Genomic DNA, 23625 nt, shown 5'->3' with positions numbered 1-23625 from the left:
CGGGCAGGGGACGGCCCGCCGCTCCGTCGCGTTCCTGGGGCGTGTCCGGCGGATCAGGGTCGGACGGGCCCTACTCGCCCCGCGCCACCATCACCTCGATGCCGGCGACCAGGACGTCGAGGGCGTACGCGAAGTCCCGGTCCCAGATGTCGTCGACGCTGCCGTGCGAGGCCCGCTCGTCGAGGAGCTCCGTCATCGGTTCGAGCGCCTCGATGAACTGCGCGTCGTCCCGGAAGGCCTTGAGCGCCTCCCCGTAGAAGGCGTCCTGCGACATGCCGGCCTCCGCCGCCCGCCGCTGGAACTGCGACTCGATCGTCCCGTAGCCGTACACGAACTGGAAGACCGCCGACATCGCGCTCGGCCGGCGGTGCATCGGCAGTCCGGTGTCCCGGATCGCCTCGTGGATCCGGGCGCCGACGGCGATCGAGTTCGGCCCGATGTTCAGGTACTTGCCGGCGCACGGCGACATCCACGGGTGGCGGACCAGCATCCTCCGGTACTCCAGGGCCAGCGCCCGGAGCCGGTCGCGCCAGTCGCCGTCGGTGCCGATCGCGGCGGCGTCGACCTCCGCGTAGACCGAGTCGACGGCGTACTCGATGATGTCGTCCTTGGTGTCCACGTACCAGTAGAGCGACATCGCCGTGACGCCGAGCTCGGTCGCGAGCTTGCGCATCGAGAGGCCGTTCAGCCCCTCCTCGTCGAGCATCCGGATCGCGGCGGCCACGATCCGGTCCCGGTCGAGACCGGCCGGGCCACTCCCCCGGCGGGGGGCCCGGTCCTCCAGCCAGACGCTGGAACGCGCCGGGTCCTTGGCCCTGTCGGCTGCCTTGACCATCGCGTTCCTCCGTCTGTCAGCGGTCCGTTGGCCATGCTAGGGCGTGTCCGGAAAGTCCCGTCTGGCCGGCGGCGCCCGGCACGCACGCTCGCCGCGTTGTCGTCGGTCGCCATGGCACGCCATGACTCCCTCCTCCGCCTTGCGATCGCACGCACCGGACACCGCCGGCCCTGCCCTGACGGGCAGACGACGCTACTTTCCGGACACGCCCTAGGCAGCCACCGACGACTTGGGAGCCGTTGCCTTCTCCGCCCGTTCGGCCCGGCCGAGCAGGACCGCGGCGAGCAGGCCGCCCGCGAGGACGGCGACCGCGCCGACCAGCTGGCTGGTCTGGAGGCCGGAGGCGAACGCGTCGGAGACCCGGGCCCGTTCGGCGTCGCTCCCGGCCGCCGCGAGGGCGGCGGGCAGCGAGGTCGCGGTGACGGTGACGAGGGCGGCGAAGCGCGCGTTGAGCACGGCTCCGAGGACGGCGACGCCCAGGCCGTTGCCGAACTCGGCGAGGGTGCCGTTGACGCCCGCGCCCACCCCGGCCTTCTCCGGCGGGATCGCGCTCATGATGGCGTTGGCCATGGCCGGGTTGGAGACCGCGAGGCCGACGCCCATCAGGACCAGGCCCAGGAGCATCCCCCAGTAACTGCTCTCCGTGCCGCCGCCGATGAGGGCGATCGAGGCGAGACCGGCCGCGACGAGCGTCATGCCGACGGCCACGGTGGGCGCGGTGCCGAGCTTCATCACGATCCGCGGGCCGACGCCGGTCAGGTTGAGCGCGACCACGGTCAGGGCGAGCGGCGCCATCCGCAGACCGGCCTCCAGCGGCTCGTAGCCGAGGACGAACTGCAGGTGCTGGGTGAGCAGGAAGAGCGAGCCGCCCATGCCGAACATGACCAGGATCGCGCCCGCGACCGCGCCGACGAACTTCTGGTCGCGGAAGAAGTGCATGTCGAGCATCGGGTACGGGACGTGCAGCTCCCACCGGGCGAAGGCGGCGAGGACGGCGACGCCGACGAACGCCGGGACCAGCACCTCGGCGGAGGTCCAGCCGTGCTCGGGACCGGTGATGATCGCGTACACGACGGCGGTCATGCCGACGGTGGAGAGCAGCGCGCCGACCAGGTCGGGCCGCTCGCCCTGGGGGTTCTTGGACTCCGGGACCAGCTTGACGACGGCGACCAGGCCGACGAGCGCGACCGGGATGTTGATCAGGAAGATCATGCCCCACCAGAAGTGGTTCAGGATGGCGCCGCCGATCAGCGGCCCGGCGGCGAAGCCGAGCGAACTGACGGTGGCCCACAGCGCGATGGCCTTGACCCGCTCGGAGTCGTCGAAGATCTGCATGACGACGGCGAGCGTGGTGGTCATGAGCAGCGCGCCGCCGACGCCCATGCCCGCGCGGGCGGCGATCAACTGGGCGGTGGAGTCGGCGAGTCCGGCGGCGAGCGAGCCGAGGCCGAAGAGCGCGAGCCCGGCGGCGAGGAGCTTCTTGCGGCCGTAGCGGTCGGCGGCGTTGCCGGCGGTCAGGAGCAGGCCGGACTGGACGAGCGAGTACGCGTTGATCATCCACTGGATGTCGGCGGTGGAGGCGTGGAGTTCCGAGGTCAGCGAGGGGATGGCGACGCCGAGCACGGTGTTGTCGAGCAGCACGGTGAGCTGGGCCAGGCAGATGACGCCGAGGATCAGCCAGCGCTGAGGGTGGCCGCCGGGGGCGGCGGACGGATCGTTCGCGGCGGTCGTCGCCGTCATGGCAGCACTCCTTGTACGGTGTACGGGATAGGTTTCTCGTACACCGTACAAGGGCTCTCTTACACTGTATAGCGGTTATTTTCGGCCGTGCTCTCCGGTCACTTCTCCTTGGTCAGGTCGTAGAAGGTGGCGCTGCCGACCGTGGCCTTCTCGAAGGTCGCCGCGACCCAGGTGGAGATCTCGGAGTTGCCGCCGGGGCCACCGGGACCGCCGCCGTTCCCCTCCCCGCTGCCGATGAAGTAGTGGACCTTCCCCTCGGCGACGTACTGCTTGAACTGCGCGAGGGCCGGGGACGGGTCGCTGCCGTTGAAGCCACCGATCGCCATGACCGGCTTCTCCGTGGCGAGCTGGTAGCCGGCCGCGTTCTGGGCGCCGACCGTGGCCGCGACCCAGGTGTAGGAGCCGGCGTCCTTCAGGAGCGCCGCCTTGGCCTCCGCGCCGACGTTCGCGCCGTTGAGGAGGCCGCCCATGCCGCCGCCTCCGCCGCCCCCGAGGCCGGGGCGCTCGCCACGCGAGCCCTGGAAGCCGCCTTGGGGCATGCCTTGGGGCATTCCCTGGGGCGGGGTGCCGCCGGGCATCCGGCCCTGGCTCTGGCCCTGCCCCTGGCCTTGGCGCTGTCCCTGGCCTTGGCCCTGGCCGTCGAAGCCGCCCGGCATCTGGCCGCCCTGGCCGCCCTCCGGCATCCGGCCCCCGAAGCCGCCCGGGCCCCGGCCGCCCGACGGGCCCGCCGTCACGATGGAGCCCTGGTGGCCGGTGTCCACCGTCGCCAGGGTGTACGCGAAGGGGCCCGCGAGGCCCGCCGCCAGGCCGAGCCCCGCCGCCGCGAGCCCGAGGCGCCGGTCGACCCGGCCCGAGACGAGGAGCCCGAGGGCCGCGACGGCACCCGCCACCAGGACCGTCCAGCGCAGCCACGGCAGCCAGTCCGGCGTACGGCCGAGCAGCGTCCAGGCCCACCAGGCCGTCACCGCCGCCGTCACCGCGAGCGCCGCCGACGCGGCGAACCGGGTGCGCTCCTCCCACAGCACGGAGGCGCCCATGCCGACGAGCGCCGCGACGTACGGGGCCAGGGCGATCGTGTAGTACTCGTGGAAGATGCCGGCCATGAAGCTGAACACCGCGAGGGTGATCAGCAGCGCGCCGCCCCACACCAGGAACGCCGAGCGCGCGGTGTCCGTGCGGGGCGCCCGCCGGGTGACGACGAGCCCCGCGACGAGCAGGAGCAGCGCGGCCGGGAGCAGCCAGGAGATCTGACCGCCGACAGCGTCGTTGAACATCCGGCCGATGCCGGTCTCGCCCCAGCGGCCGCCGCCCGCGCCCCCACCGGGACCTCCGCCGCCGCCCACGCTGCCGGTCTCGTTGCCGTTGATGCGGCCGAGGCCGTTGTAGCCGAAGGTCAGCTCCAGGAAGCTGTTGTTCTGCGAGCCTCCGACGTACGGGCGGGAGGAGGCCGGCCACAGCTCGACCAGGGCCACCCACCAGCCCGCCGAGACGAGCAGCGCGAGCCCGGCGAGGGCCAGGTCACGAATCCGGCGCCCGAGCCCGCCCGGCGCGCACACCGCGTACACGAGGGCGAGCGGCGGCAGGATCAGGAAGGCCTGGAGGGTCTTCGCCAGGAACGCGAAACCGAAGGCCACCCCCGCCCCCATCAGCCACTTCACCGCGCCCGGCCCGCCCTCCAGGGCGCGCAGCACCCCGTACGCGGCGACCGTCATGAGCAGGGCGAGCAGCGCGTCCGGGTTGTTGAAGCGGAACATCAGGGCGGCGACCGGGGTCAACGCCAGGACCAGGCCCGCGATCAGGCCGGCGCCCGCGCCGAACCGGCGCCGGACGGCCGCGTACAGGACGCCGACCGAGGCCACGCCCATGAGCACCTCGGGCACGAGGATCTGCCAGGAGCCCAGGCCGAAGAGCCGGACGGAGAGCGCCATCGGCCAGAGCGCGGCCGGCGGCTTGTCGACGGTGATGGCGTTGGCCGCGTCGAGGGAGCCGAAGAAGAAGGCCTTCCAGCTCTCGCCACCGGCCTGGACGGCGGCGGAGTAGAAGGAGTTGGCGTAGCCGGAGGCGCTCAGGTTCCACAGGTAGAGCAGGCCGGTCGCGGCGAGCAGGCCGAGGAAGGCGGGCCGGGCCCAGGGGGCGTCCTCGGTGCGCCCGCGCCAGAAGCGGGCGAGGCGGTCGCTCCCCCTGGCGGCGGGTGCCGCGGGGTTCGGTGTGGTCATCGTTCGTTCCTCGTGGTGGACGCGGCAGGCGCGGTGGCCCGCTCGGGGAAGACCCAGAGCCGGAAGAGGAGGAAGCGCAGGACGGTCGCGGCCAGGTTGGCGACGATCAGGACGGCCAGCTCGGTGGAGTGTGACGGGTCTCCGGTCGCCGCGCCGAGGGCGGCGAGCGAACCACTGGTCAGGGCCAGGCCGATGCCGAAGACCACGAGCCCCTGCGCCTGGTGCCGGACGGCCCGGTCCCGGCCCCGCACCCCGAAGGTGAGTCGCCGGTTGGCCGCCGTGTTGGCGACGGCCGAGACGAGGAGGGCCCCGGCGTTGGCGAGCTGCGGGCCGAGGCCGAGCCGGAAGGCCGAGTACAGCGCCAGGTAGAGCAGCGTGGACAGGACCCCGACCGCGCAGAAGCCGAGGAGCTGGCGGGCGAGTCCGCCGGGCACGCCGCTGAGTTCGCGGTCCCGGGGGTCGTCCCCGAACGGCCGGGCGAGCCGGTCGAGCGGCAGCGAGCCGGTCGCGAGGGCCCGCCCCACCCGCCAGACGCCCTTGAGGTCGTCGGTCGCCGTCCTCACGATGTGCACGGTCGAGTCGGGGTCGTCGACCCAGTCGACCGGCACCTCGTGGATCCGCAGCCCGGCCCGCTCGGCGAGGACCAGCATCTCGGTGTCGAAGAACCAGCCGGTGTCCTCGACCATCGGGAGCAGCCGCTCGGCGACCTCGCGCCGGATGGCCTTGAACCCGCACTGCGCGTCCGAGAACCGGGCCGCGAGCGAGGAGCGCAGGATCAGGTTGTACGCGCGGGAGACGAACTCGCGCTTCGGGCCGCGCACCACCCGCGAGGAGCGGGAGAGGCGGGAGCCGATCGCCAGGTCCGAGTGGCCGGAGATGAGCGGCGCGACCAGCGGGAGCAGCGCGTTCAGGTCGGTGGACAGGTCCACGTCCATGTAGGCGAGGACGGGCGCGTCCGACGCCGACCACACCGTGCGCAGGGCCCGCCCGCGCCCCTTCTGTTCGAGGCGTACGGAGCGCACGCCGGGCATCTCGTCGGCGAGGGCCGCGGCGACGGCGGGCGTCGTGTCGGTGGAGGCGTTGTCGGCGACGGTGATGCGGAAGCCGTACGGGAAGGTCCGGGAGAGGTGCTCGTGGAGCCGGCGGACGCACGGCTCCAGGTCATTCTCCTCGTTGTAGACGGGGATCACCACGTCCAGGACGGGCCGTCCGGCGACGTCCACGGGCAGGTGTTCCCGGGCGGGCAGGGCGCCGGGCACGGGCCGCGCGATCGTTGGGGTTCGCATGCCCCAGACACTCGCCGCGGCGGCTGTCACGCCTGTGTGCCGAGCCTGTGCCCCGCCTGTGAGTCTCCGCGCGGGCCGTCGGCCGGGGCCTGCCCGGCCATGACGTCCAGGGTCTGCCCGCCCCCGGTCCTCCGGGCAGGCTCCAGGGGCAGCCGGACGGCGAAGACGGTCCGCCCGGGGGCGCTCGCCACCGTCACCTCGCCACCGTGCGCGAGCACGACCGCACGGACGATCGCGAGGCCGAGGCCGGTGGAGCCGGCGTTCCTGGAACGGGAGGCGTCGCCGCGCGCGAACCGCTCGAAGACGGAGGGCAGGAGCGCGTCCGGGATGCCGGGCCCGTCGTCCTCGACCTCCACGACCGCGTCCGGTCCCTCCGCGCGGACGCGGGCGGTGACCTTCGTGCCGGGCGGGGTGTGGGTACGGGCGTTGGCGAGGAGGTTGACGAGCACCTGCTGGAGCCGGGCGCCGTCCCCCCGCACCTCCGTCCCCCCCTCGGGGAGTTCGAGGCTCCAGCGGTGACCGGGCCCGGCGGCGCGGACGTCGCTCACGGCGTCCACGACCAGGGCGGCGAGATCGACGGGCTCGTCCGCGAGGGGGCGTCCGGCGTCGAGCCGGGCGAGCAGCAGCAGGTCCTCCACCAGGCCCGTCATCCGGGTCGCCTCCGACTCGATCCGGCCGAGCGCGTGCCGGGTGTCGGGGCCGCACTCCTCGCGGCCGCGCCGGGTCAGCTCCGCGTACCCCCGGATCGAGGCGAGCGGGGTGCGCAGCTCGTGGCTGGCGTCCGCGACGAACCGCCGGACCCGGGTCTCGCTCCGCTGGCGCGCGTCGAGGGCCGAGTGGACGTGGTCGAGCATCCGGTTGAGGGCCGCGCCGACCTGGCCGACCTCGGTACGCGGATCGGCCTCCGTCTCCGGGACCCGCTGGTGGAGCGCCACCTCGCCGCTGTGCAGCGGGAGCCGGGCGACCTGGGAGGCGGTGGCGGCGACCCGCCGCAGCGGGCGCAGGGCCACCCGGACGAGCACCGTCCCGGCGAGCGAGGCCGCGACGAGCCCGGCGCCGGTGACGCTCAGCTCGACCAGGACGAGGGTGGAGAGGGCGTCGTCCACCTCGGTGAGCGGGATGCCGGTGAGGAAGGTGCCGCGGCTGCCCTCCGCGTAGGCGACCCGATAGGAACCGAGGCCGCCGGGCAGCTCCACGGTGTGCGGCTCGCCGTCGCGCGGGACGGCGGCGAGGGCGGCCCGCTGCTCCGCGTCCAGCTTCTCGACGGGGAACCTGGGCCCGTCCGTACCGCTGCCCCCGGCCACTTCCGTCGAGTACCCGGCGGAGGTGATCTCCCCGTCGGTCAGGACCGCGCCGAGGGTCCCTATCGGGGCGCCCGGACCGCCGAGGAAGGCGAAGGGCTCCCGTTCCCGGCCGGGGTCGGGCACGGGTACGGGCAGGACGACCGGCGGCCCGGCGGCCCGCTGGGAGAGCCCCCGGACCTGCTCGTCGGCCTGGTCGTACAGGTACGAGCGGAACGCGATCGTCGTGACCGTGCCGATGACGGCCGCGACGACCGCGATCAGCGCGACCGCCGACACGACGAGCCGGGTGCGCAGCGACCAGGGTCGCCGCACATCCCGGCCCGATGGTGTGCCTCGCGTCACCGGCCGCTACTCCCCCGGCTTGATGAGGTAGCCGGCCCCGCGTCGGGTGTGGATCATCGGGGAGCGCCCCGCGTCGATCTTCCGGCGCAGGTAGGAGATGTAGAGCTCGACCACATTGGCCTGGCCTCCGAAGTCGTACGACCAGACCCGGTCGAGGATCTGCGCCTTGCTGAGCACCCGGCGCGGATTGCGCATGAGGTAGCGCAGCAGCTCGAACTCGGTCGCCGTGAGGTGGATCGAGTCGCCGCCCCGGGTGACCTCGTGGCTGTCCTCGTCGAGGGTCAGGTCCCCGACGGTGAGCAGCGATTCGCTGCGGGCCTGGGCGGCCCCGGACCTGCGGATGAGGCCGCGCAGCCGGGCGACCACCTCCTCCAGGCTGAAGGGCTTGGTCACGTAGTCGTCGCCGCCCGCCGTGAGCCCGGCGATCCGGTCCTCCACGGCGTCCTTCGCCGTGAGGAAGAGCACCGGTACGTCGGGCAGTTCGCGCCGGATCGAGCCGAGCAGGCTCAGTCCGTCGACGTCGGGCAGCATCATGTCGAGGATCTCGGCATCGGGCCGGAACTCGCGCGCGGAGCGCAGCGCGGCGGCCCCGTCCCCGGCGCTCATGACCTGCCAGCCCTCGTAGCGCAGGGCCATGGAGAGCAGTTCGGTGAGCGAGGCCTCGTCGTCCACGACGAGGACCCGGACGGCGGTTCCGTCGGCGCGGAGCATGTCGGCGCGGGTGCCGGGGCGGTCGCTCGTGCGGTGTCGGGTGACGGTCATGGGGCCCACGCTGACCGCCGCCGCTGAAAGGCCCCTTTTCCTTTCCTGTGAATTACCTGAGAAACGGCTGCCGTCGGCAGGCGTCCGCAAGGGTCGGTTTCACGTGAAACAGCACGCTCTGCGGTTCATCGAGCCGGTTTCACGTGAAACATCGCGGCTCCGTTCTCGTACAGCACCTTCCGGAGCCAGTCGTCCCCGAGCCCGAGGCGTTCGAGGGCGTGGAGCTGATGGGCGTATGGATACGGGATGTTGGGGAAGTCAGAGCCGAGGAGAACCCGGTCGCCGAGGTCGAGCAGCCGCTTGCGCTCCTCCTCGGGGAAGGGCGCCAGCCGCTCGCTGAAGTCGGTGAACGCCATGGTGGTGTCGAGGTGGACGCCCTCGTACCGCTCGGCCAGGGAGAGGAAGTCGCCGTACTCGGGCATCCCCATGTGCGCGACGATCACCCGCAGTCGGGGGTGGCGGGCGAGCAACCGTCCCATGGGGCCGGGGCCGGTGAAGTTTCCCGGGGTGGGCCCGGAACCGCAGTGGACGACGACGGGGGTGCCACTGTCCGCGAGGCTCCCCCACACCCCGTCGATCCGCTCGTCGTTCGGGTCGAACCCGCCGACCTGGAGGTGCACCTTGAAGACGCGGGCCCCGGCGTCGAGCGCTTCGTGGACGTAACCGCCGGCGCCCGGCTCGGGGAAGAAGGTCGCGGTGTGCAGGCAGTCGGGGGTACGGGCGGCGAAGTCGGCGGCCCAGGAGTTCAGCCAGGAGGCCATGCCGGGCTTGTGCGGGTAGAGCATCGCGGTGAAGGCGACCGCCCCGAACCCGCGCAGGAGGGCGAGCCTGCGGTCCTCTTCCTCGCGGTAGGTGATGGGCCACTCCAGACCTGTCAGGGGGCCGACGGCGTCGAAGTAGGCCCAGACCTTGTCGAGGACGTTCTTCGGCATGAAGTGCGTGTGCACGTCCACGAGTCCGGGAATCCCGAGCCGCGCGAGGAGCGCGGGAATGTCGGCGACACCGACCGCCTCACCGTCGGCCGTCCCGCTCGTACCGCCGGCCGTCCCGCTCGTACCGTCATGCGCGCTCATGGCCGTAACTCCGCTCGACCCTGCCGATGTGGACGCTGTAGCTGTCGTACCAGTGCTCCCGCCCGTACGCCTTGGCCTCCTGGTGCGCGGTGTGGAGTCGCCAGGCGTCGAGGGACTCCAGGTCGCGGAAGTAGGCGACGGTGATGCCGATGCCGCCGGGGGTGCGGGCGGACTCGTGGCCGAGGTAGCCCGGGATCTCCTCGACGGACCGCCGCATCCGGGAGGCGGTCTCGGCGTACCCCTCGGGCGCGTCGGGCCGGATCGAGGTGAAGACGGCGGTGTAGTAGGGCGGTTCGATGCCCGCCACCAGTTTCGGGGTCATGCGATCACCCTCGCGGGGGCCGGACCGGGATGTCCACGGCCCCCGGGCAAAGGGATCCAAGACTTTACGAAGCGGGCCCGGCGTCCGGGAACCGCCTCGGGAAACGCTCAGGGAACCGCCCGGGGGACCACGATCAGAAGAGCTCCCCCTGCGCGTCCGGGTCGCTCGCGGCGGCGGCCACCGCCGTCACCGGGACGGAGAACCCGTCCTCCTCCCCGGCCCGCCGGAGGGCCCATCCGCCCATGAGCCGGGTGTCGAGGGCGAGGCAGCGCCCGTCGGGGGCGAGGAGGTGCAGGTCGGGACCGGCGGCGGCGAGCAGCCGCCCGGCGACGGTGCCGCCGTCGGTCAGCTCGGTGACCGTGCCGGCGAGCGGCGGCAGCCCGTCGAGGCGGAAGGCCCCGGCGTGGTCGTGCGGCGCGAACTCCAGCGGCTCCAGGGTCTCGGTCCAGCCTCCGACCTCCCGGGCCCGCCGGTACAGCTCCTCGACCTCCCGGGCCCGGTCGGCGGCGGGCGGCAAGGGGTGCCGGGCGGCCCGCTTGCGCTCGTACGCGACCCGGTCGGGCACGCCGAGCGCCTGCCGCAGGACCTCCTCGGTGCGCCGGGCGGCCATCAGCGGCCCCCGGCCGAGCCAGCTGAACGCGACGGCGCCCTGTTCCAGGAGCCGGGCCCCGCCCCGGGCCTCGGCGGTGATCCCCACCTTGGTCATGCCGGGCCCGAACCAGGCCAGGTAGACGCGGTACGGCTGGGGGTCGTCGGCCACGGTGTCGGCCGCGACCGAGTGGGCCCGGTCGAGCCGGGCGCACTCCGCGCACATCCCTCCGGTGGCCCGGCCGGGAACGGCGGCCGCCAGGGGGCAGGGGTTGCCCCGGGCCCCCGGACAGCGCCGTACCCCGACGGCCCGGAAGGCGAGCGGCCGCCCGTACACGAGCGGGCTGACCTTCCCGCCCTCCCACCGCAGCCCCGGCTCCCCGCCGCTCCAGGTGATCCTCCGGCACCGCCACTCCACGCCCACGCCTCCCGACCGCGCCCTGTACGCCGCAGACGTCCAGTCTCCGCCACCCGCGTCCGGCCTCGGCGGGTCGGTCCGGGACTCAGGGCAGAACGTAGATCCTGGTCCCGTCCGGATCGGGCCCGCCGACCTCCCTCATGCAGCCGCGTTCGAGGAGGAGCCGTACGCAGTCGCGGACGCGCTCGCGGGAGAGGCCGGTGCGGCGGGTGACGTCCTGGGCGCGGTAGCGCACCCCGCCCCGGACGAGCCCGGGAGCGAGGCAGTCGGCGACCGTCCGCACGTCCCCGGTGATGGCCCAGGAGTCGACGAGTTCCCGCGGGCTGAGCGCGACGGCGGAGCCGGTGCGCTGGCGGGGCACGGCGAGCCGCTCAAGGGAGTCGGCGACCCTTGAGAGGCTCTGCCGGGTCTCGCGGAGCAGCTCCGCGTACTCGACCTGCTCGGTGGACACGAGGGCCCGCTCGTCGAGCCGCCCCTCCAGGCGTACGAGGACGTCGACGAGTTCCGGCGGCAGGAGGAACCCGGCGTGCACCGGGGAGGGTTCGAGTCCGTACCCGCCGTACCGCTGGACCGACGCCACGACCTCGGCCACCCACGCCCGGAACGGCCCGGCCTCCGGTCTGCGGCAGGCCCCGACGAGCTGGACGAGCCCCTGGAGGTTCACCATCCGGGTCGAGGCGCGGATCCCGCCCCGGCGGAGGTACGCCTCGTCGCCGGCGACCTCCCGCGCGGACGCCAGGCACTCCCGGGGCAGCGTCACCGTCCGCAGGGCCTCCCTCGTCCCCGCGTACCCCAGCCGTCTCGCCACGTCCACCACCGGGAACCAGTGGGCCCCGCCCGGCGCGGTCAGCCTCCGCAGGCGCTCTCCGGTGGCGGCGTACACCACGTCATCGATGTCGATCGCGTCCATCGATCATCACCTCCGCCTCGCAAGCTAGTCCGAAGGCATATTCAACTGACATGCAAATAAGACAGGTTCACCCAAAAGGGGAGGGTCCCGGGGCTTCCCCCGAGAACCCTCCCCTTCCCGCATCTCTTCCCGTGACGCCTACTTGGCGACGAACTGCGTGAGGATCGCCTGCACCTCGTAGATGTCGACCCCCTTGGTGAAGGTCTTCTGCACGGGCAGCTGACTGCCCGAGATCCAGATCTTCAGCTCGGCGTCGAGGTCGAAGGTGCCGGCGGTCTCGACGGCGAAGTGGGTGATGCTCCGGTACGGGATCGAGTGGTACTCGACCTTCTTGCCGGTGATCCCCTGCTTGTCGACGAGCACGAGCCGCCGGTCGGTGAAGAAGATCGTGTCCCGGATCAGCAGGTACGCGGCGTGCACCTGCTCCCCCTGCCCGAGCAGCCGCGCGTAGTCCTGCTGCGCCTGCGCCGGATCGATCGCGTGCGCGTTCCCGAAGAGCGCCATGTCCCAACCCCCTGTACGACAAAAGAACAATCACTCGACCCTAACCGCCGCACCAACGAGAAGCACGGCGGCCTTCCCGTGAGGGGCGGCGCCTCGCCGACGGGACGCGCGGATCAGGCCGTCACCTGCGCGTGGCGACGACGAGGCCGACGAGCGCGAGCACGGGTGAGAAGCGGTCGTCCGAGGACGATGCCGGGCCGGCCCACGGGTGAGTAAGGGCAGTCCCCGGTCGTGGCGCGGGCCCTGGGCTACAGCGGCTCGCTAGGCCGCCGAGGCGGCGACGGTCAACGCGTAGTCCACACCGGTCGAGAAGTCGCCCGAGCGTCCGCGGATCTTCAGGGAGTGCTTCCCGGAATCGAGGGGCGGCAACTGCACCCACAGACCGCACCCCGTAGCGGTGACGCGCCCTTCCTCCCCGGTGAGCGGGTTGCCCTGAACGCCTTGGACCGTGATCGAGTCGCCTTCGTAGGTCTCCGGCTCGACCACCTTGCCGTCAAGGAGCACGGTCCCCTGCGCCATGCCCATGAAGGCCGCGCAGTCCTGACGGTCTCCGAAGGTGTTGACGACAGGCGCAGCGATCGGACGACCACTGGGAACCTCGCACGCGCGCTCAACCTGACCGCCGAAGGTTCCGGCCAGGAACCACACGTCGTGCGGTTGATTGCGTCCGCACGCCCTCCCGTCCGTGTCGGCGACAGGGTTGGTCGCCTCGGGTTCCGAGGCCGCCCACGTCCACCATCGGCCTTGCAGCTCCGCAGAGGGGAGACGCGCGTTCTCCTTCGCGGGAGCGGTGCTCGGCGGAACGGTGTTCGCGGGAGCGGTGCTCGCCGGCGTCACCCGTCCCGTGCCTTCCGGGCCCGTGGCCGCCTGGTTCCCGCACCCCGCCAAAGCCGCCATCACCACAGCGGTCAGACCCGCCACTCCAGCCTTGAACTTCATACGCCCCTCCCGATCGGACGCGCCGCCGTGTCCCCACCCCGGCGCGACATGAGCGGACACGCTACCTGCGAGGCAGGACCGGGCCGCCTCCGGGCCGGTTGCTGCGCTTCACCGTTGTAAGCCCTGGAAACACGAGAGGCCCGGACTCTCGTCCGGGCCTCTCGTTCATGTGCACTCGGCAGGATTCGAACCTGCAACCTTCTGATCCGTAGTCAGATGCTCTATCCGTTAAGCTACGAGTGCTTGTTTTTCAGTTGTTGTCTTCGCTCCCCGGTCTTTCGACCCGCTCGCGGCGACAGGAAGAACATTACATGACTGCCGCCGTCATGTGAAATCCGATTGCCCCACCCCTTGTGACCTGCGGAAACGTCTCGACGGGTGGCGTGGGGGCAGGTCCCGGGAACGGCCGAAGCCCCGGCCTTGGGGCCGGGGCTTCGGTGTGGGGCGGAGGCGGAGGGATTTGAACCCTCGATGGGCTTTAAGACCCAAACCGCATTAGCAGTGCGGCGCCATAGACCGGACTAGGCGACGCCTCCATGCACCTCACGCATGCGCGGGTGGTGCGTGCAGATGATGACACAGGCGAACCGGCTGTCACCAATCGATTCTCACCGTACTAGTCCTCCGGGGTTCAGGGCAAAGCCCACCAGCGCGCGTACGAGCCCGCGCGCCCGCCCGGCGCACCCCCGTCCGGCGCAACGCCGTCGCGTCCGGGGCGTTAGACGGGGCGGGCGCGTCGTGCGTCCGTGCCCGTGTGTACCCGTACCCGCCTACCCGCACGTAGTACCTGCAGTACCCGTCGTACCCGCCGCTTCCCCGCGTCCACCGCGGGCCCGCGCCCCCGGAGATCCGCATGCTGCGCCGTATCGCCCTCGCCTCCCTCGCCACCGCCGCCGGGACCACCGGTCTCGGGCCCCTGCCGCCGCTGCCGCTGTTCGCCCCGTCGGCGCCCGACGCCCTGACCGTGGTCGTCTCCCGGAGCGGCCATCCCGAGGCCGACGGCACCTTCGAGCTGACCTGCGGCGACCGGCCCGGGGGCGACCATCCGGCCGCCGAGCGCGCCTGTGAGCGCCTGGAGCGGCTCGCGGCGGCGGACGAGGACCCGTTCCGGCCGGTCCCCGAGGACCGGGTGTGCGCACAGGTGTACGGCGGGTCCGTCCTCGCACGGGTGACCGGTACCTGGCAGGGGCGCGAGATCGACGCCCGCTTCTCCCGTGCCAACGGCTGCGAGATCGACCGCTGGGAGAATCTGGAGCCCGTTCTTCCCCTTGTCCGGAGGTGACCTCCCGGTGCCCTTCGGGACGGTCGTCCGGGGATGACGTGCGGAGATGCCGTGAGGGGACGGCGGTCGGGGGCGGCGTCCGGGGGTGTCGGCCGGAGGCTCCCTTAGACTCCTCTCCAGTGACAGGCCACGGCCCGAGGGGCAAGATGGGGCCGGCCGGTCGACAGGCCAAGCGCGTGCAGTGCGTCAGGGAGGAAGCGTCGTCGTGAGCAGCAGGCCATCCCGAGGCGCTGCTCGCCTCGCAGCCATACTCGACGCCCTCCCCGACGGCCTCGTGCTCGTCAACTGCAACGGCACGGTCGTCAACGCCAACACCATCGCCCTCGGCATGTTCGAGACGCCCGGCACCGCCCTCGTCGGGCGCGGCCTCCTCGACCTCCTGCCCGACTTCGACTCGCGCCTCATCCCCGGCTCCATGCGCCGCCCGGACAACACCGACGAGCGCGGCCGCACCAAGCCGACCCGGATGGTCGCCCGCCGCACCGACGGCGGCGAGTTCCCCGTCGAGGTGACCAGCGCCAGTCTGGAGGACGGCCGCGAGGCCTACGACTCGTACGGCGGCTACACCGGCGACGAGCTGCTCATGCTGGTCGTGCGCGACCTCACCGGCACCGTCGACACCGAGGCCGAACTCGCCCGCTCGCAGCGGCAGACCGAGATGATCCTGCGCGCCGCCTCCGAGGGCGTCGTCGGCACGGACACCGACGGCCGGGTCGTCCTCGTGAACCCCGCCGCCGCGCAGATCCTCGGCCACCGCGCCGGCGAGCTCGGCGGCCGGGAGCTGCACCCCCTGATCCTCGCCAAGCGCGCCGACGGCGAGCCCTTCCCGTACGAGGAGTCGCCGCTCGCGGACACCCTCAAGTCCGGGCGGAAGCACCGTGTGCGCGGGCAGGTCCTGTGGACGAAGAAGGGCGAGCGGGTCCCGGTCGACCTGACGACCGCTCCGGTACGGGACGGGGACCAGCTCGTCGGCGCGGTGATGACCTTCACCGACCGCAGGCCGTACGAGCAGCTCGTCGAGCAGCACGCCGCCGAGCTGGCCGACCGCGCCGAGCGGGCGGCGGCGGAGCGCGAGGCGCAGCAGGAGCGGTACGCCTCGCTCGCCGCCCGCCACGAGCAGCTGACGGCCGTCCTCGCCGAGTCGCTGCGCGGCCCCCTGGAGGAGCTGCGCACCCAGCTCGGCGCCCTGGCCGCCGACGACGCCGGGCAGCTCTGGCCCGAGGCCAACCAGGTCCTCCACCACCTCGCCGCCGGGTACGCCCGGATGACGGCGCTCGTGGACAACGTCCTGGGCTACCAGCGCCTCGACGCGGGCGCGGAGGAGCTCGACAAGCACGTCACGCTCCTCGACGGGGTCGTGTCGGCCGGCATCGACGGGGCCGTCGAGCTGATCGGGCCCGGCCGCGCGCAGTTCGCCGTGCACACCCCGCCCATCGAGGCCGAGGTGGACCCGGTCCGGCTCGCGACCGCGCTCGCGCACCTCGTCGCGGACGTCGCCGGCGTCGACGCGACCGGCCGGAACCGGGCCGCCGTCCCGGGCGCCGCGCCCGTCGACTCCACGATCGTCGTGGCGGCCGCCCAGCGCGGTGACGTCGTACGCATCGAGGTCCGCGGCCCGTACGCGGGCGGCGACCCGGTCCACGGGCCCGTCGTGCGCGGGATCGTGGCGGCGCACGGCGGTGTCGTGCAGACCCACGAGGTGCCGGGGACGAGCGGCGGCGCGTACGTCCTCGAAGTGCCGGTCGGCGCGGGCCGGGGCACGGTCCCGGCGCCCGCGCCCACGTCCCGGAACGACGCGCAGGCGGGGGGCCGGGAGGCCCTCGCGCTGCCCGCGCAGGCCTCGGGCCCGGCCCCCGAGGTCTCCGCCGCCGTTCCCTCTCCGGGTGCGGGGCCGGACGCGGAGGTTCCCGGTGGCGGGCGACGGCGGGCGCGGCGCGGCTCGACGGACGCCTTCCTGGAGAGCGCGGTCGCGGCCGGGGGCGACGCCCCGGGCGGTGCCGAGCCCAGCGGGCGGCGCCGTGCCCGTACCGGAGGGACCACCGCGGCCGATCTGATCCCGGCCCAGCAGAACGCGATCGCTCCCCCCGCGCCCGTCGCCCCGGGCGCTCCGGGCGTCTCGCCCGCCGAGCCCACCGGGCGCCGTCGGGGACGGCCCGCCGAGGGTTCCGTCGTGACCGCCGCCGAGGGCGCGCAGGGGCGCGCCGCGCTCGGCGCGGCCGTACCGCCGCAGGGCGTTCCCGTCGATCCCTCGGGCATCCCCGGAACCGGAAACGGGAGCGGGGCCGGAAGCGGTGCCTCACCCGCGTCCGCCCTGGCCCTGCCCGCCGTCGCCTCCGAGGAGGCCCCGGCGCGGCCGAGCGGGCGCCGCCGGCGCGCGCTGGCCGCCGCGCAGGAGCGGGCGGCCGCGGCCGAGGCCGGTCCCCGGACCCCGTTCGCGCTGCCGCCCGCCGACGCCGACCGCGAAGTACCCCTGCCCGCCGCGCCCGTGGCCGGTCCGCCGGCCGGTACGCCCGCCGGCCCGCTGCCGGTCTCCGACGAGGGACAGCACGAGGTGGTACGGGGCGTGCCGGGCGCGGATCACACGCCGCCGCAGCCCCACCCCCACGTCCAGACCCCGCTGCCGGCCCGGGCGCCCGACGCCTCCGCCCCCCTGCCCGCGCCCGCCGAACCGACCGGACGGCGCCGGGCCGTCGCGCCCCCGGCACCCGCACCCGCACCCGCACCGGAGCCTCAGCAGCCGCAGCCGCAGCCGCAGCCCGTCAACGGGACCGGTACCGGCTCCGTACCGCTGCCGCCCGAGCTGCCCATGCCGAGGGAGTCGACCCAGGGGCGGGCGTTCAGCGTCCGGACCCTCGGGCAGGGCGTGCCCTTCGTCCCCCCGGCCCCTGCGACTCCCCCCGCCGGCGCGATCCCTCCGGCGGCCCCGGCTCCCTCCGTACAGACTGCCCCGACCCCGACCCCGGCTCCGGCGTCGCCGACCGCTCCCGCCGCTCCCGCCGCGCCCTCCAACGGCTCCGGGCGGCGGCGGAAGCTCGCCACCCCGCCCGAGGTCGATCCGCCGGCCCCGGCGGCGCTCCCCGCGCCGGCCGGGACCGAGGCCAGGCCCCATCCGCAGCCCCAGGCGGAGGCCGCGCCGGGGTTCGCCCCGCCCGCTCCGCCGTCCGCCTCCCCCGCGTCCGAGGGCCGGGCGTACGCCATAGGGGCCCCTGCCGCGGGCTCCGCCGAGGGACCCGAACCGCTCGACGGTCCCGGCGGCGCGGTCGAGGTCGCCAACCGGCCCGCCCCGCTCCCCGTCGACGACGAGCTGCCCCCGGAGCCCCTCGACAACCCGCGCCGGCTCCTCGTCTGGCCCGCGCCCGACGTCTCCACGCAGCAGGCGCTGAGCGACCGCGGCTACCGACCGGTGATCGTGCACTCCCGCGAGGAGGTCGACGCGCAGATCGCCGCCTTCCCGGCCGCGCTCTTCGTCGACCCGCTGACCGGGCCCATCACCCGTACCGCGCTCCAGTCGCTGCGCCAGGCCGCCGTCGCCGCCGAGGTGCCGGTACTGCTCGCGGCCGGGCTCGGACAGGCGACCCGCGAGGCGGCGTACGGCGCCGATCCGGCCGTACTCCTCAAGGCGCTCGCGCCGCGCGACAGCGAGCAGCACCCGTCCCGGGTCCTGCTCATCGAGGAGAACGAGGACATCGCGGAGGCGCTCGCGGCCACCCTGGAGCGGCGCGGGATGCAGGTGGCGCGGGCGGCCACGGACTCCGAGGCGGTCACGCTCGCCACGCAGACGCAGCCGAACCTGGTGGTGATGGACCTGATGCAGGTGCGCCGCCGCCGGGCCGGGATCATCGACTGGCTGCGGGCGAACGGGCAGCTCAACCGCACCCCGCTCGTCGTCTACACCTCGGCCGACCTGGTCGAGGAGGAGCTGCCGAAGCTGTCCTCCGGCGAGACGGTTCTCTTCCTCGCCGAGCGCGCGAACAGCGCCGAGGTCCAGGCCCGGATCGTCGACCTGCTCGCGAAGATCGGCACCAACTAGGGCCCACCCGGCCATGATCCGCCGGACAGGCCCTAGGGCAGTACGGAGAAGGGGGAGGGCGCCCGGCGCCCTCCCCCTTCCTCACGTCCCGGCCGCTACAGCTGGGTCACGTCCAGCTCGCCCTCCGCGTACTGCTTGCGGATGACCTTCTTGTCGAACTTGCCGACGCTCGTCTTCGGCACCGCGGGCACGACCGCCCAGCGCTCCGGCAGCTGCCACTTGGCGATGCCGCCCTCGGTGGCGAGGAAGGCCTTCAACGTCTCGTAGTCCGCCGTCGAACCCTCCTTGAGGACGACGGTCGCGAGCGGGCGCTCGCCCCACTTCTCGTCGGGCACGGCGACGACGGCGGCCTCGGCGACCTCCGGGTGCGCCATCAGCGCGTTCTCCAGCTCGACGCTGGAGATCCACTCGCCGCCGGACTTGATGACGTCCTTGGCGCGGTCGGTGAGGGTGAGGAAGCCGTCGGGGCTGATCACGCCGACGTCGCCGGTCTTGAGCCAGCCGTCCTCGCTGAACTTGTCCTCGGGGCGGAGCGGTTCGCCGTCGACACCGCTGTAGTACGCGCCCGCGATCCAGGTGCCGCGCACCTCCAGCTCGCCGGCCGACTCGCCGTCCCAGGGCAGGTGCTCGCCGCCGGGGCCGACGAGCCGCGCCTCGACGCCGGCGGGGAAGCGTCCCTGCGTGACGCGGTAGGGCCACTCCTCGTCGGCGGTGAGGCCGGCCGGCGGGTGGGCCATCGTGCCGAGCGGGGAGGTCTCGGTCATGCCCCAGGCGTGGCAGAGGCGGACGCCGAGCTTGTCGTACGCCTCCATGAGGGAGGGCGGACAGGCCGCGCCGCCGATGGTGACCTGGGCCATGGAGGAGAGGTCGCGCGGGTTGGCGGTGACCTCGGCGAGCAGGCCCTGCCAGATGGTGGGGACGGCGGCCGCGTGCGTCGGCCGCTCGCGCTCGATCATGTCGGCGAGCGGGGCCGGCTGGAGGAAACGGTCCGGCATGAGCATGTTGATGCCGGTCATGAAGGTGGCGTGCGGGAGCCCCCACGCGTTCACGTGGAACTGCGGGACCACGACCAGGGTCGTGTCCTTGGCGGTGAGGCCCATCGACTCGGCCATGTTCACCTGCATGGAGTGCAGGTAGATCGAGCGGTGGGAGTAGACGACGCCCTTAGGGTCGCCGGTGGTGCCGGAGGTGTAGCACATGGCCGCGGCCGTGCGCTCGTCGAGTTCCGGCCAGTCGTACGTGGTCGGGCGGCCGGCGATCAGCTCCTCGTAGTCGTGCACGCGCGGGGCCGCGCCGTCCAGGACGGAGCGGTCGCCGGGGCCCGCGACGACGACGTGCTCGATCGTCGGCAGGTGCGGGAGCAGCGGGGCGAGGAGGGGGAGCAGCGAGCCGTTGGCGATCACGACCCGGTCGGCGGCGTGGTTGACGATCCACGCCAGCTGCTCGGGGGGAAGGCGGAGGTTGAGGGTGTGGAGGACGGCGCCCATGGAGGGGATCGCGAAGTACGCCTCGACGTGTTCGGCGTTGTTCCACATGAGGGTGGCGACCCGCTCGTCGCCGGTGACGCCGAGTTCGTCGCGCAGGGCGTGGGCCAGCTGGTGCGCGCGGGCCCCGGTCTCAGCGAACGTGCGGCGCTGCGGCTCGGACTCGCCCGTCCAGGTGGTGATGGTCGACTTCCCGTGGATCCTCATCCCGTGTTCGAGGATGCGGCTCACGGTCAGCTGTACGTCCTGCATGGTGCTGTACACGGGGCGTCCTCCCGGTGGGCGCTACGTGGCAGTAAGGGTGTGGAGATTCTGCGCACGTACCGCGCGGTATGTCACTACCTGGGAGTAGGGAAATTGCCAGTGATCACTGGCGGCGGAGGAGATCCAGGAGGGTGTGAGGGGGTTCCTCACCTCACCGGGGCCAGCTCGGGGTCCTCCCGGAGCTTGCCGAGCGCCCTGGACACCGCGCTCTTGACCGTGCCGACCGACACCCCGAGCACCTCGGCGGTCTGGGCCTCGCTGAGGTCCTCGTAATACCGCAGGACCACCATCTGGCGCTGCCGCTCCGGCAGCTTGAGGACCGCGCGCCACATGGCGTCGTGCAGCGCCTGCCGCTCGGCCGGGTCGGGCGACGGGAGGCCGGCCGGCTCGGGCAGCTCCTCGCACGCGAACTCGTCGACCTTGCGCTTGCGCCACTGCGACGTACGGGTGTTCAGGAGCGCGCGGCGGACGTAGCCGTCCAGGGCGCGGTGGTCCTCGATGCGCTCCCAGGCCACGAAGGTCTTGGCGAGCGCGGTCTGGAGGAGGTCCTCCGCGTCCGAGGGGTTGGCGGTGAGGGAGCGGGCGGTGCGCAGGAGCACGGGCCCACGCGCCCGTACGTACGAGGAGAAGGTCGTGTACGACGCGTACTGCGAGGCACCGGCGCAGACGGGGCCAGAGGGTGGCGGAGTCATGACTCCACGCTAGGAGGGGAGGCGGTCCGGCGGATCGGCCCCAGGTCCCGAACCGCCGTCCGCCTCAGGTTGTAGGGGGGAGGACGCCTCCACCTCCTGTGGGTGGAGTCCCCCGGGGGCCGGCTCAGGGTCGCGCCGGGGCCCGGGAGACGGCGGAGTGGACGGAGGGAGAGGCGGAGGAGCGGACGGTGGACGAGGAGGAGAGGGGGAGGGAGGAGAAGGAGAGGGAGGGGTCGGTGGACGAGGTGGCGGGCGCGGAGGCGGGCTCGGCGGAGGAGGAACCCGCACGCGCCGTGGTGAGACGGGCGACCGGGGCGTCCACCGCGTTGCGGTCGATCACGAGGCGGTGGCCTCCGTACGACTCGGTGACGTTGCCCGCGTACTGGTGGATCCGGGCATGCGGCGTCCAGGCCGCCGGGGCGAGCGTGGGCTCGGTGGCGAGGGCGGGCTTCCCCAGCCAGCGCGCGAACCACATCACGGCCGGCAGGTCCGCCGTGCCCGCCCTCCGCTGCGCCTCGACGTCCCTCACGCCCGTGTCCGCGCTGCTGTAGAAGCCGGGGAGGTAGCCGAGGCGGCGCACCTCGCGGTTCCACGCGCGGACGAAGGAGAGGGTGGTCGCGGCGCACTGCGCGTCCCCGCGCCGGTAGGCCTCGATGTCGAGGTAGAGCGGGCTGCTCGTGCCCAGGCCCAGGGCCCGCGCGGCCCGCACCGCGTCGCCCGCCTCCCGGGTGCCCTGGCCCCAGGGGTCGGAGCCGATGGCGAAGGGCTTCTTGGCGGGGGCCTCGACGCACGGCGCCTGGGAGCCGACGAAGACGGGCAGCAGCCGCCAGCCCATGGCCTGCACCGAGGAGACCCAGCCGGGGTTGAGCTCCCGCTGCCCGGGGCAGCCCCGGCCCCGGCCGCCGAAGTAGATCCCGACGGCCCCGTACGGCGAACCGCGCCAGGCCCGCATCGTCTCGACGGAGGGCGCCTCGCAGGTGTCGAAGGCCTTGCCGGTGAAGTGGACGAGGGTGGAGGCGGCGGAAGCGGCGGACACGGTGGAGCCGGAAGCGGTCGGGGCGGGGGCGCCGGGCGCGGGCGCTGCGGTCGTCGGGGGCGGGGCGGCGGTCGGTGCCGGGGCGTCGAGGAGCGCCGTCCCGGCCACCGCCGCCATCAGGGCGAAGGCCACGGCCCGCACCCCGGCGAGGGGAAGCGCGGACCGGGACCGTGCCGGTGCGGACGTCGTGGCGGACCGGGGCCGGGGCGGCGTGCTTGTGCTCATGACGCGAGTGAAGGACCGTCCGCCGTGCCCGGCCACCGCTGGGGCCGTTCCCTCGGCCGTACGCACCGGGGAACGACCCTTACGTGGGAACCCAGGCCCCGTCCCGGCTCCCGATGACCCGGCGGCCCGTACACCGGTACCGAAGTGCCGTCGCACGGAACGCCGTTCGTACTGTCGTGATGCCCCCCCGTCGGGCCGGTAGCCGTGACCCCCGCCCCCTCACCACGGAGGAAAAGCGAGCACCGGGAGGGACTGGGCGATGTGGGTGAAGCCGACGGGGGCGGTGCGGACGCGTGCCATGACTGTTCCTCCGAGAACTGAAGAGCCGGGAATCCGGGGAATCCGGAACCGGAAATCGGGAGCTCATGGGAGCTCCGCCGAATACCTGAAGCGTGGAGCGTGACTGAAATGCCTTCTCTTCCCGGGCGGTTGGCCCGCCGCCCCGGCCGTTGTGCTCGACGTCGCATCTGCAGAGTTGCCCACGGAATCCCCGGCGAACCGCCATGGAGCGGACGTTCCCTCGCAAGCGTGAGGACAGGCGGATAAACCCGGTCAGGGCGAAAAGGGGGCGGATCTCGGGGAGAGGCGGAGGAAGGTGGGAGGAAGGGGGAGGAATTCACGTTCCGGTTCGGGCGCGGCTCCTCCGCCCCCTAGGAGATACCCCCCGCGTCGCCCATGTTCCCCACGGCCTCCGCGAAGGCCCGGTACGCCGTTTCGTCGAAGAGGACGAACCGCACCTCCTCGACCTCGGTACGGGCCGCCCGCACCGTTCCGACGGCGATCCGGGCGCCGTCCGCCATCGGCCAGCCGTAGATCCCGGTCGAGACGGCCGGGAACGCGACCGTACGGGCCCCCAACTCGTCGGCCACCCGCAGGGATTCCCGGTAGCAGGAGGCCAGCAGCTCCGAGCGGTCCTCGTCCCGCGACCAGACCGGCCCCACCGTGTGGATCACGTGCCGGGCGGGCAGCCGGCCCGCCGTGGTGGCCACGGCCCGCCCGGTCGGCAGCCCCTTGCCGTAGTGCGAGGCGCGCAGCTTCCGGCAGGCGGCGAGGATCTCCGGGCCGCCATTCCGGTGGATGGCCCCGTCGACCCCGCCTCCCCCGAGCAGCGAGGAGTTCGCGGCGTTGACCACCGCGTCCACCGCCTCGGCGGTGACGTCCCCCTGAACGAGCACGATCCGCATCCCACGCCCCTCTCTCCCGAAGGCCCTTCGAAGGCCCCGGACCCTACGCCGCCCCTCGCGGAACGGCACCGCCATTACCACCTTCCCGCCCCCGAACCGCCCCCGAGGAACGGTGAACGGCCCGATGGGGGACGCGATGCATACGTACGGGATGACACCGGCCGAAGCGGCGTCACACGTATGGGTGGG

18 protein-coding genes and 2 tRNA genes are annotated in these 23625 nt (G+C 73.5%); 2 read left to right on the top strand and 18 right to left on the bottom strand.

The features are described from left to right. Nucleotides 1-70 precede the first annotated feature (70 nt). From CP977_RS18095 to CP977_RS18030, 14 genes are all read right to left on the bottom strand, one after another. Entirely contained in the window at nucleotides 71-835 is a 765-nt protein-coding gene (locus CP977_RS18095; RefSeq protein WP_152370476.1) for a TetR/AcrR family transcriptional regulator, read from the bottom strand. A gap of 210 nt (nucleotides 836-1045) precedes the next feature. Continuing rightward, nucleotides 1046-2575: an MFS transporter gene (locus tag CP977_RS18090; protein ID WP_062753592.1), complete on the bottom strand. Its 1530-nt coding sequence runs from the start codon at nucleotides 2573-2575 to the stop codon at nucleotides 1046-1048. 98 nt (nucleotides 2576-2673) lie between these two features. Further along, nucleotides 2674-4791, bottom strand: a complete 2118-nt coding sequence (locus CP977_RS18085; RefSeq protein ID WP_152370475.1) for an ArnT family glycosyltransferase — start codon at nucleotides 4789-4791, stop codon at nucleotides 2674-2676. Beyond that, a complete protein-coding gene (locus CP977_RS18080) occupies nucleotides 4788-6077 on the bottom strand; it encodes a bifunctional glycosyltransferase family 2/GtrA family protein (protein WP_152370474.1) in 1290 nt (429 codons plus the stop codon). Before CP977_RS18080 ends, CP977_RS18085 begins: the two co-directional genes overlap by 4 nt. A gap of 26 nt (nucleotides 6078-6103) precedes the next feature. Continuing rightward, nucleotides 6104-7693 (bottom strand): sensor histidine kinase, encoded by a 1590-nt coding sequence (locus CP977_RS18075; protein WP_109186727.1) that lies wholly within the window; start codon nucleotides 7691-7693, stop codon nucleotides 6104-6106. Between the two features lie 36 nt (nucleotides 7694-7729). Beyond that, entirely contained in the window at nucleotides 7730-8485 is a 756-nt protein-coding gene (locus CP977_RS18070; protein WP_152370473.1) for a response regulator transcription factor, read from the bottom strand. A 125-nt stretch (nucleotides 8486-8610) separates the two neighbouring features. Continuing rightward, entirely contained in the window at nucleotides 8611-9558 is a 948-nt protein-coding gene (locus CP977_RS18065) for an amidohydrolase family protein (RefSeq protein WP_079131106.1), read from the bottom strand. Then, nucleotides 9545-9880 carry an antibiotic biosynthesis monooxygenase family protein gene (locus tag CP977_RS18060; protein WP_062753598.1) on the bottom strand — a complete coding sequence of 112 codons (336 nt, stop codon included), beginning with the start codon at nucleotides 9878-9880 and terminating at the stop codon, nucleotides 9545-9547. Before CP977_RS18060 ends, CP977_RS18065 begins: the two co-directional genes overlap by 14 nt. Before the next feature lie 133 nt (nucleotides 9881-10013). Next, nucleotides 10014-10886, bottom strand: a complete 873-nt coding sequence (locus tag CP977_RS18055) for a DUF2797 domain-containing protein (protein ID WP_229991610.1) — start codon at nucleotides 10884-10886, stop codon at nucleotides 10014-10016. An 85-nt stretch (nucleotides 10887-10971) separates the two neighbouring features. Then, a complete protein-coding gene (locus CP977_RS18050) occupies nucleotides 10972-11796 on the bottom strand; it encodes a BRO family protein (protein WP_109186730.1) in 825 nt (274 codons plus the stop codon). Nucleotides 11797-11934: 138 nt separating this feature from the next. Continuing rightward, nucleotides 11935-12300 (bottom strand): PH domain-containing protein, encoded by a 366-nt coding sequence (locus tag CP977_RS18045; RefSeq protein WP_030549674.1) that lies wholly within the window; start codon nucleotides 12298-12300, stop codon nucleotides 11935-11937. Nucleotides 12301-12561: 261 nt separating this feature from the next. Then, complete coding sequence (locus CP977_RS18040; RefSeq protein ID WP_229991609.1) at nucleotides 12562-13239, bottom strand: signal protein; 678 nt, start codon at nucleotides 13237-13239, stop codon at nucleotides 12562-12564. A gap of 170 nt (nucleotides 13240-13409) precedes the next feature. After that, nucleotides 13410-13482: transfer RNA gene (locus CP977_RS18035), tRNA-Arg, on the bottom strand. A 202-nt stretch (nucleotides 13483-13684) separates the two neighbouring features. After that, nucleotides 13685-13775 (bottom strand) — tRNA-Ser (locus CP977_RS18030). 317 nt (nucleotides 13776-14092) lie between these two features. Between CP977_RS18030 and CP977_RS18025 the strand changes: the two genes are divergently transcribed. Both CP977_RS18025 and CP977_RS18020 read left to right on the top strand, forming a co-directional pair. Beyond that, nucleotides 14093-14521: an SSI family serine proteinase inhibitor gene (locus tag CP977_RS18025; RefSeq protein WP_152370471.1), complete on the top strand. Its 429-nt coding sequence runs from the start codon at nucleotides 14093-14095 to the stop codon at nucleotides 14519-14521. A gap of 205 nt (nucleotides 14522-14726) precedes the next feature. Further along, nucleotides 14727-18551, top strand: coding sequence for a PAS domain-containing protein (locus CP977_RS18020; protein WP_152370470.1), 3825 nt, complete (start codon nucleotides 14727-14729; stop codon nucleotides 18549-18551). 95 nt (nucleotides 18552-18646) lie between these two features. Here CP977_RS18020 and CP977_RS18015 read toward each other — a convergent pair whose 3' ends face one another. The 4 genes from CP977_RS18015 to CP977_RS18000 all read right to left on the bottom strand — a co-directional run bounded on the left by CP977_RS18015 (nucleotide 18647) and on the right by CP977_RS18000 (nucleotide 23436). After that, a complete protein-coding gene (locus CP977_RS18015) occupies nucleotides 18647-20299 on the bottom strand; it encodes a long-chain fatty acid--CoA ligase (RefSeq protein ID WP_062753609.1) in 1653 nt (550 codons plus the stop codon). 146 nt (nucleotides 20300-20445) lie between these two features. Then, nucleotides 20446-20991, bottom strand: a complete 546-nt coding sequence (locus CP977_RS18010) for a SigE family RNA polymerase sigma factor (protein ID WP_062753611.1) — start codon at nucleotides 20989-20991, stop codon at nucleotides 20446-20448. 124 nt (nucleotides 20992-21115) lie between these two features. Then, nucleotides 21116-22252 carry a DUF1906 domain-containing protein gene (locus tag CP977_RS18005; protein ID WP_152370469.1) on the bottom strand — a complete coding sequence of 379 codons (1137 nt, stop codon included), beginning with the start codon at nucleotides 22250-22252 and terminating at the stop codon, nucleotides 21116-21118. Nucleotides 22253-22902: 650 nt separating this feature from the next. Next, nucleotides 22903-23436, bottom strand: coding sequence for an O-acetyl-ADP-ribose deacetylase (locus tag CP977_RS18000; RefSeq protein ID WP_152370468.1), 534 nt, complete (start codon nucleotides 23434-23436; stop codon nucleotides 22903-22905). Nucleotides 23437-23625: the final 189 nt, after the last annotated feature.

This window comes from Streptomyces cinereoruber, assembly GCF_009299385.1.
GTDB lineage: Bacteria > Actinomycetota > Actinomycetes > Streptomycetales > Streptomycetaceae > Streptomyces > Streptomyces bikiniensis.
This window is presented reverse-complemented; position numbering and strand designations above follow the sequence as displayed.

Coding starts and splice junctions, on each gene's coding strand:
- CP977_RS18095 (WP_152370476.1), bottom strand. CDS start 835: ATGGTCAAGGCAGCCGACAGGGCCAAGGACCCGGCGCGTTCCAGCGTC.
- CP977_RS18060 (WP_062753598.1), bottom strand. CDS start 9,880: ATGACCCCGAAACTGGTGGCGGGCATCGAACCGCCCTACTACACCGCC.
- CP977_RS18005 (WP_152370469.1), bottom strand. CDS start 22,252: ATGAGCACAAGCACGCCGCCCCGGCCCCGGTCCGCCACGACGTCCGCA.
- CP977_RS18010 (WP_062753611.1), bottom strand. CDS start 20,991: ATGACTCCGCCACCCTCTGGCCCCGTCTGCGCCGGTGCCTCGCAGTAC.
- CP977_RS18090 (WP_062753592.1), bottom strand. CDS start 2,575: ATGACGGCGACGACCGCCGCGAACGATCCGTCCGCCGCCCCCGGCGGC.
- CP977_RS18050 (WP_109186730.1), bottom strand. CDS start 11,796: ATGGACGCGATCGACATCGATGACGTGGTGTACGCCGCCACCGGAGAG.
- CP977_RS18070 (WP_152370473.1), bottom strand. CDS start 8,485: ATGACCGTCACCCGACACCGCACGAGCGACCGCCCCGGCACCCGCGCC.
- CP977_RS18025 (WP_152370471.1), top strand. CDS start 14,093: ATGCTGCGCCGTATCGCCCTCGCCTCCCTCGCCACCGCCGCCGGGACC.
- CP977_RS18080 (WP_152370474.1), bottom strand. CDS start 6,077: ATGCGAACCCCAACGATCGCGCGGCCCGTGCCCGGCGCCCTGCCCGCC.
- CP977_RS18085 (WP_152370475.1), bottom strand. CDS start 4,791: ATGACCACACCGAACCCCGCGGCACCCGCCGCCAGGGGGAGCGACCGC.
- CP977_RS18065 (WP_079131106.1), bottom strand. CDS start 9,558: ATGAGCGCGCATGACGGTACGAGCGGGACGGCCGGCGGTACGAGCGGG.
- CP977_RS18040 (WP_229991609.1), bottom strand. CDS start 13,239: ATGAAGTTCAAGGCTGGAGTGGCGGGTCTGACCGCTGTGGTGATGGCG.
- CP977_RS18045 (WP_030549674.1), bottom strand. CDS start 12,300: ATGGCGCTCTTCGGGAACGCGCACGCGATCGATCCGGCGCAGGCGCAG.
- CP977_RS18000 (WP_152370468.1), bottom strand. CDS start 23,436: ATGCGGATCGTGCTCGTTCAGGGGGACGTCACCGCCGAGGCGGTGGAC.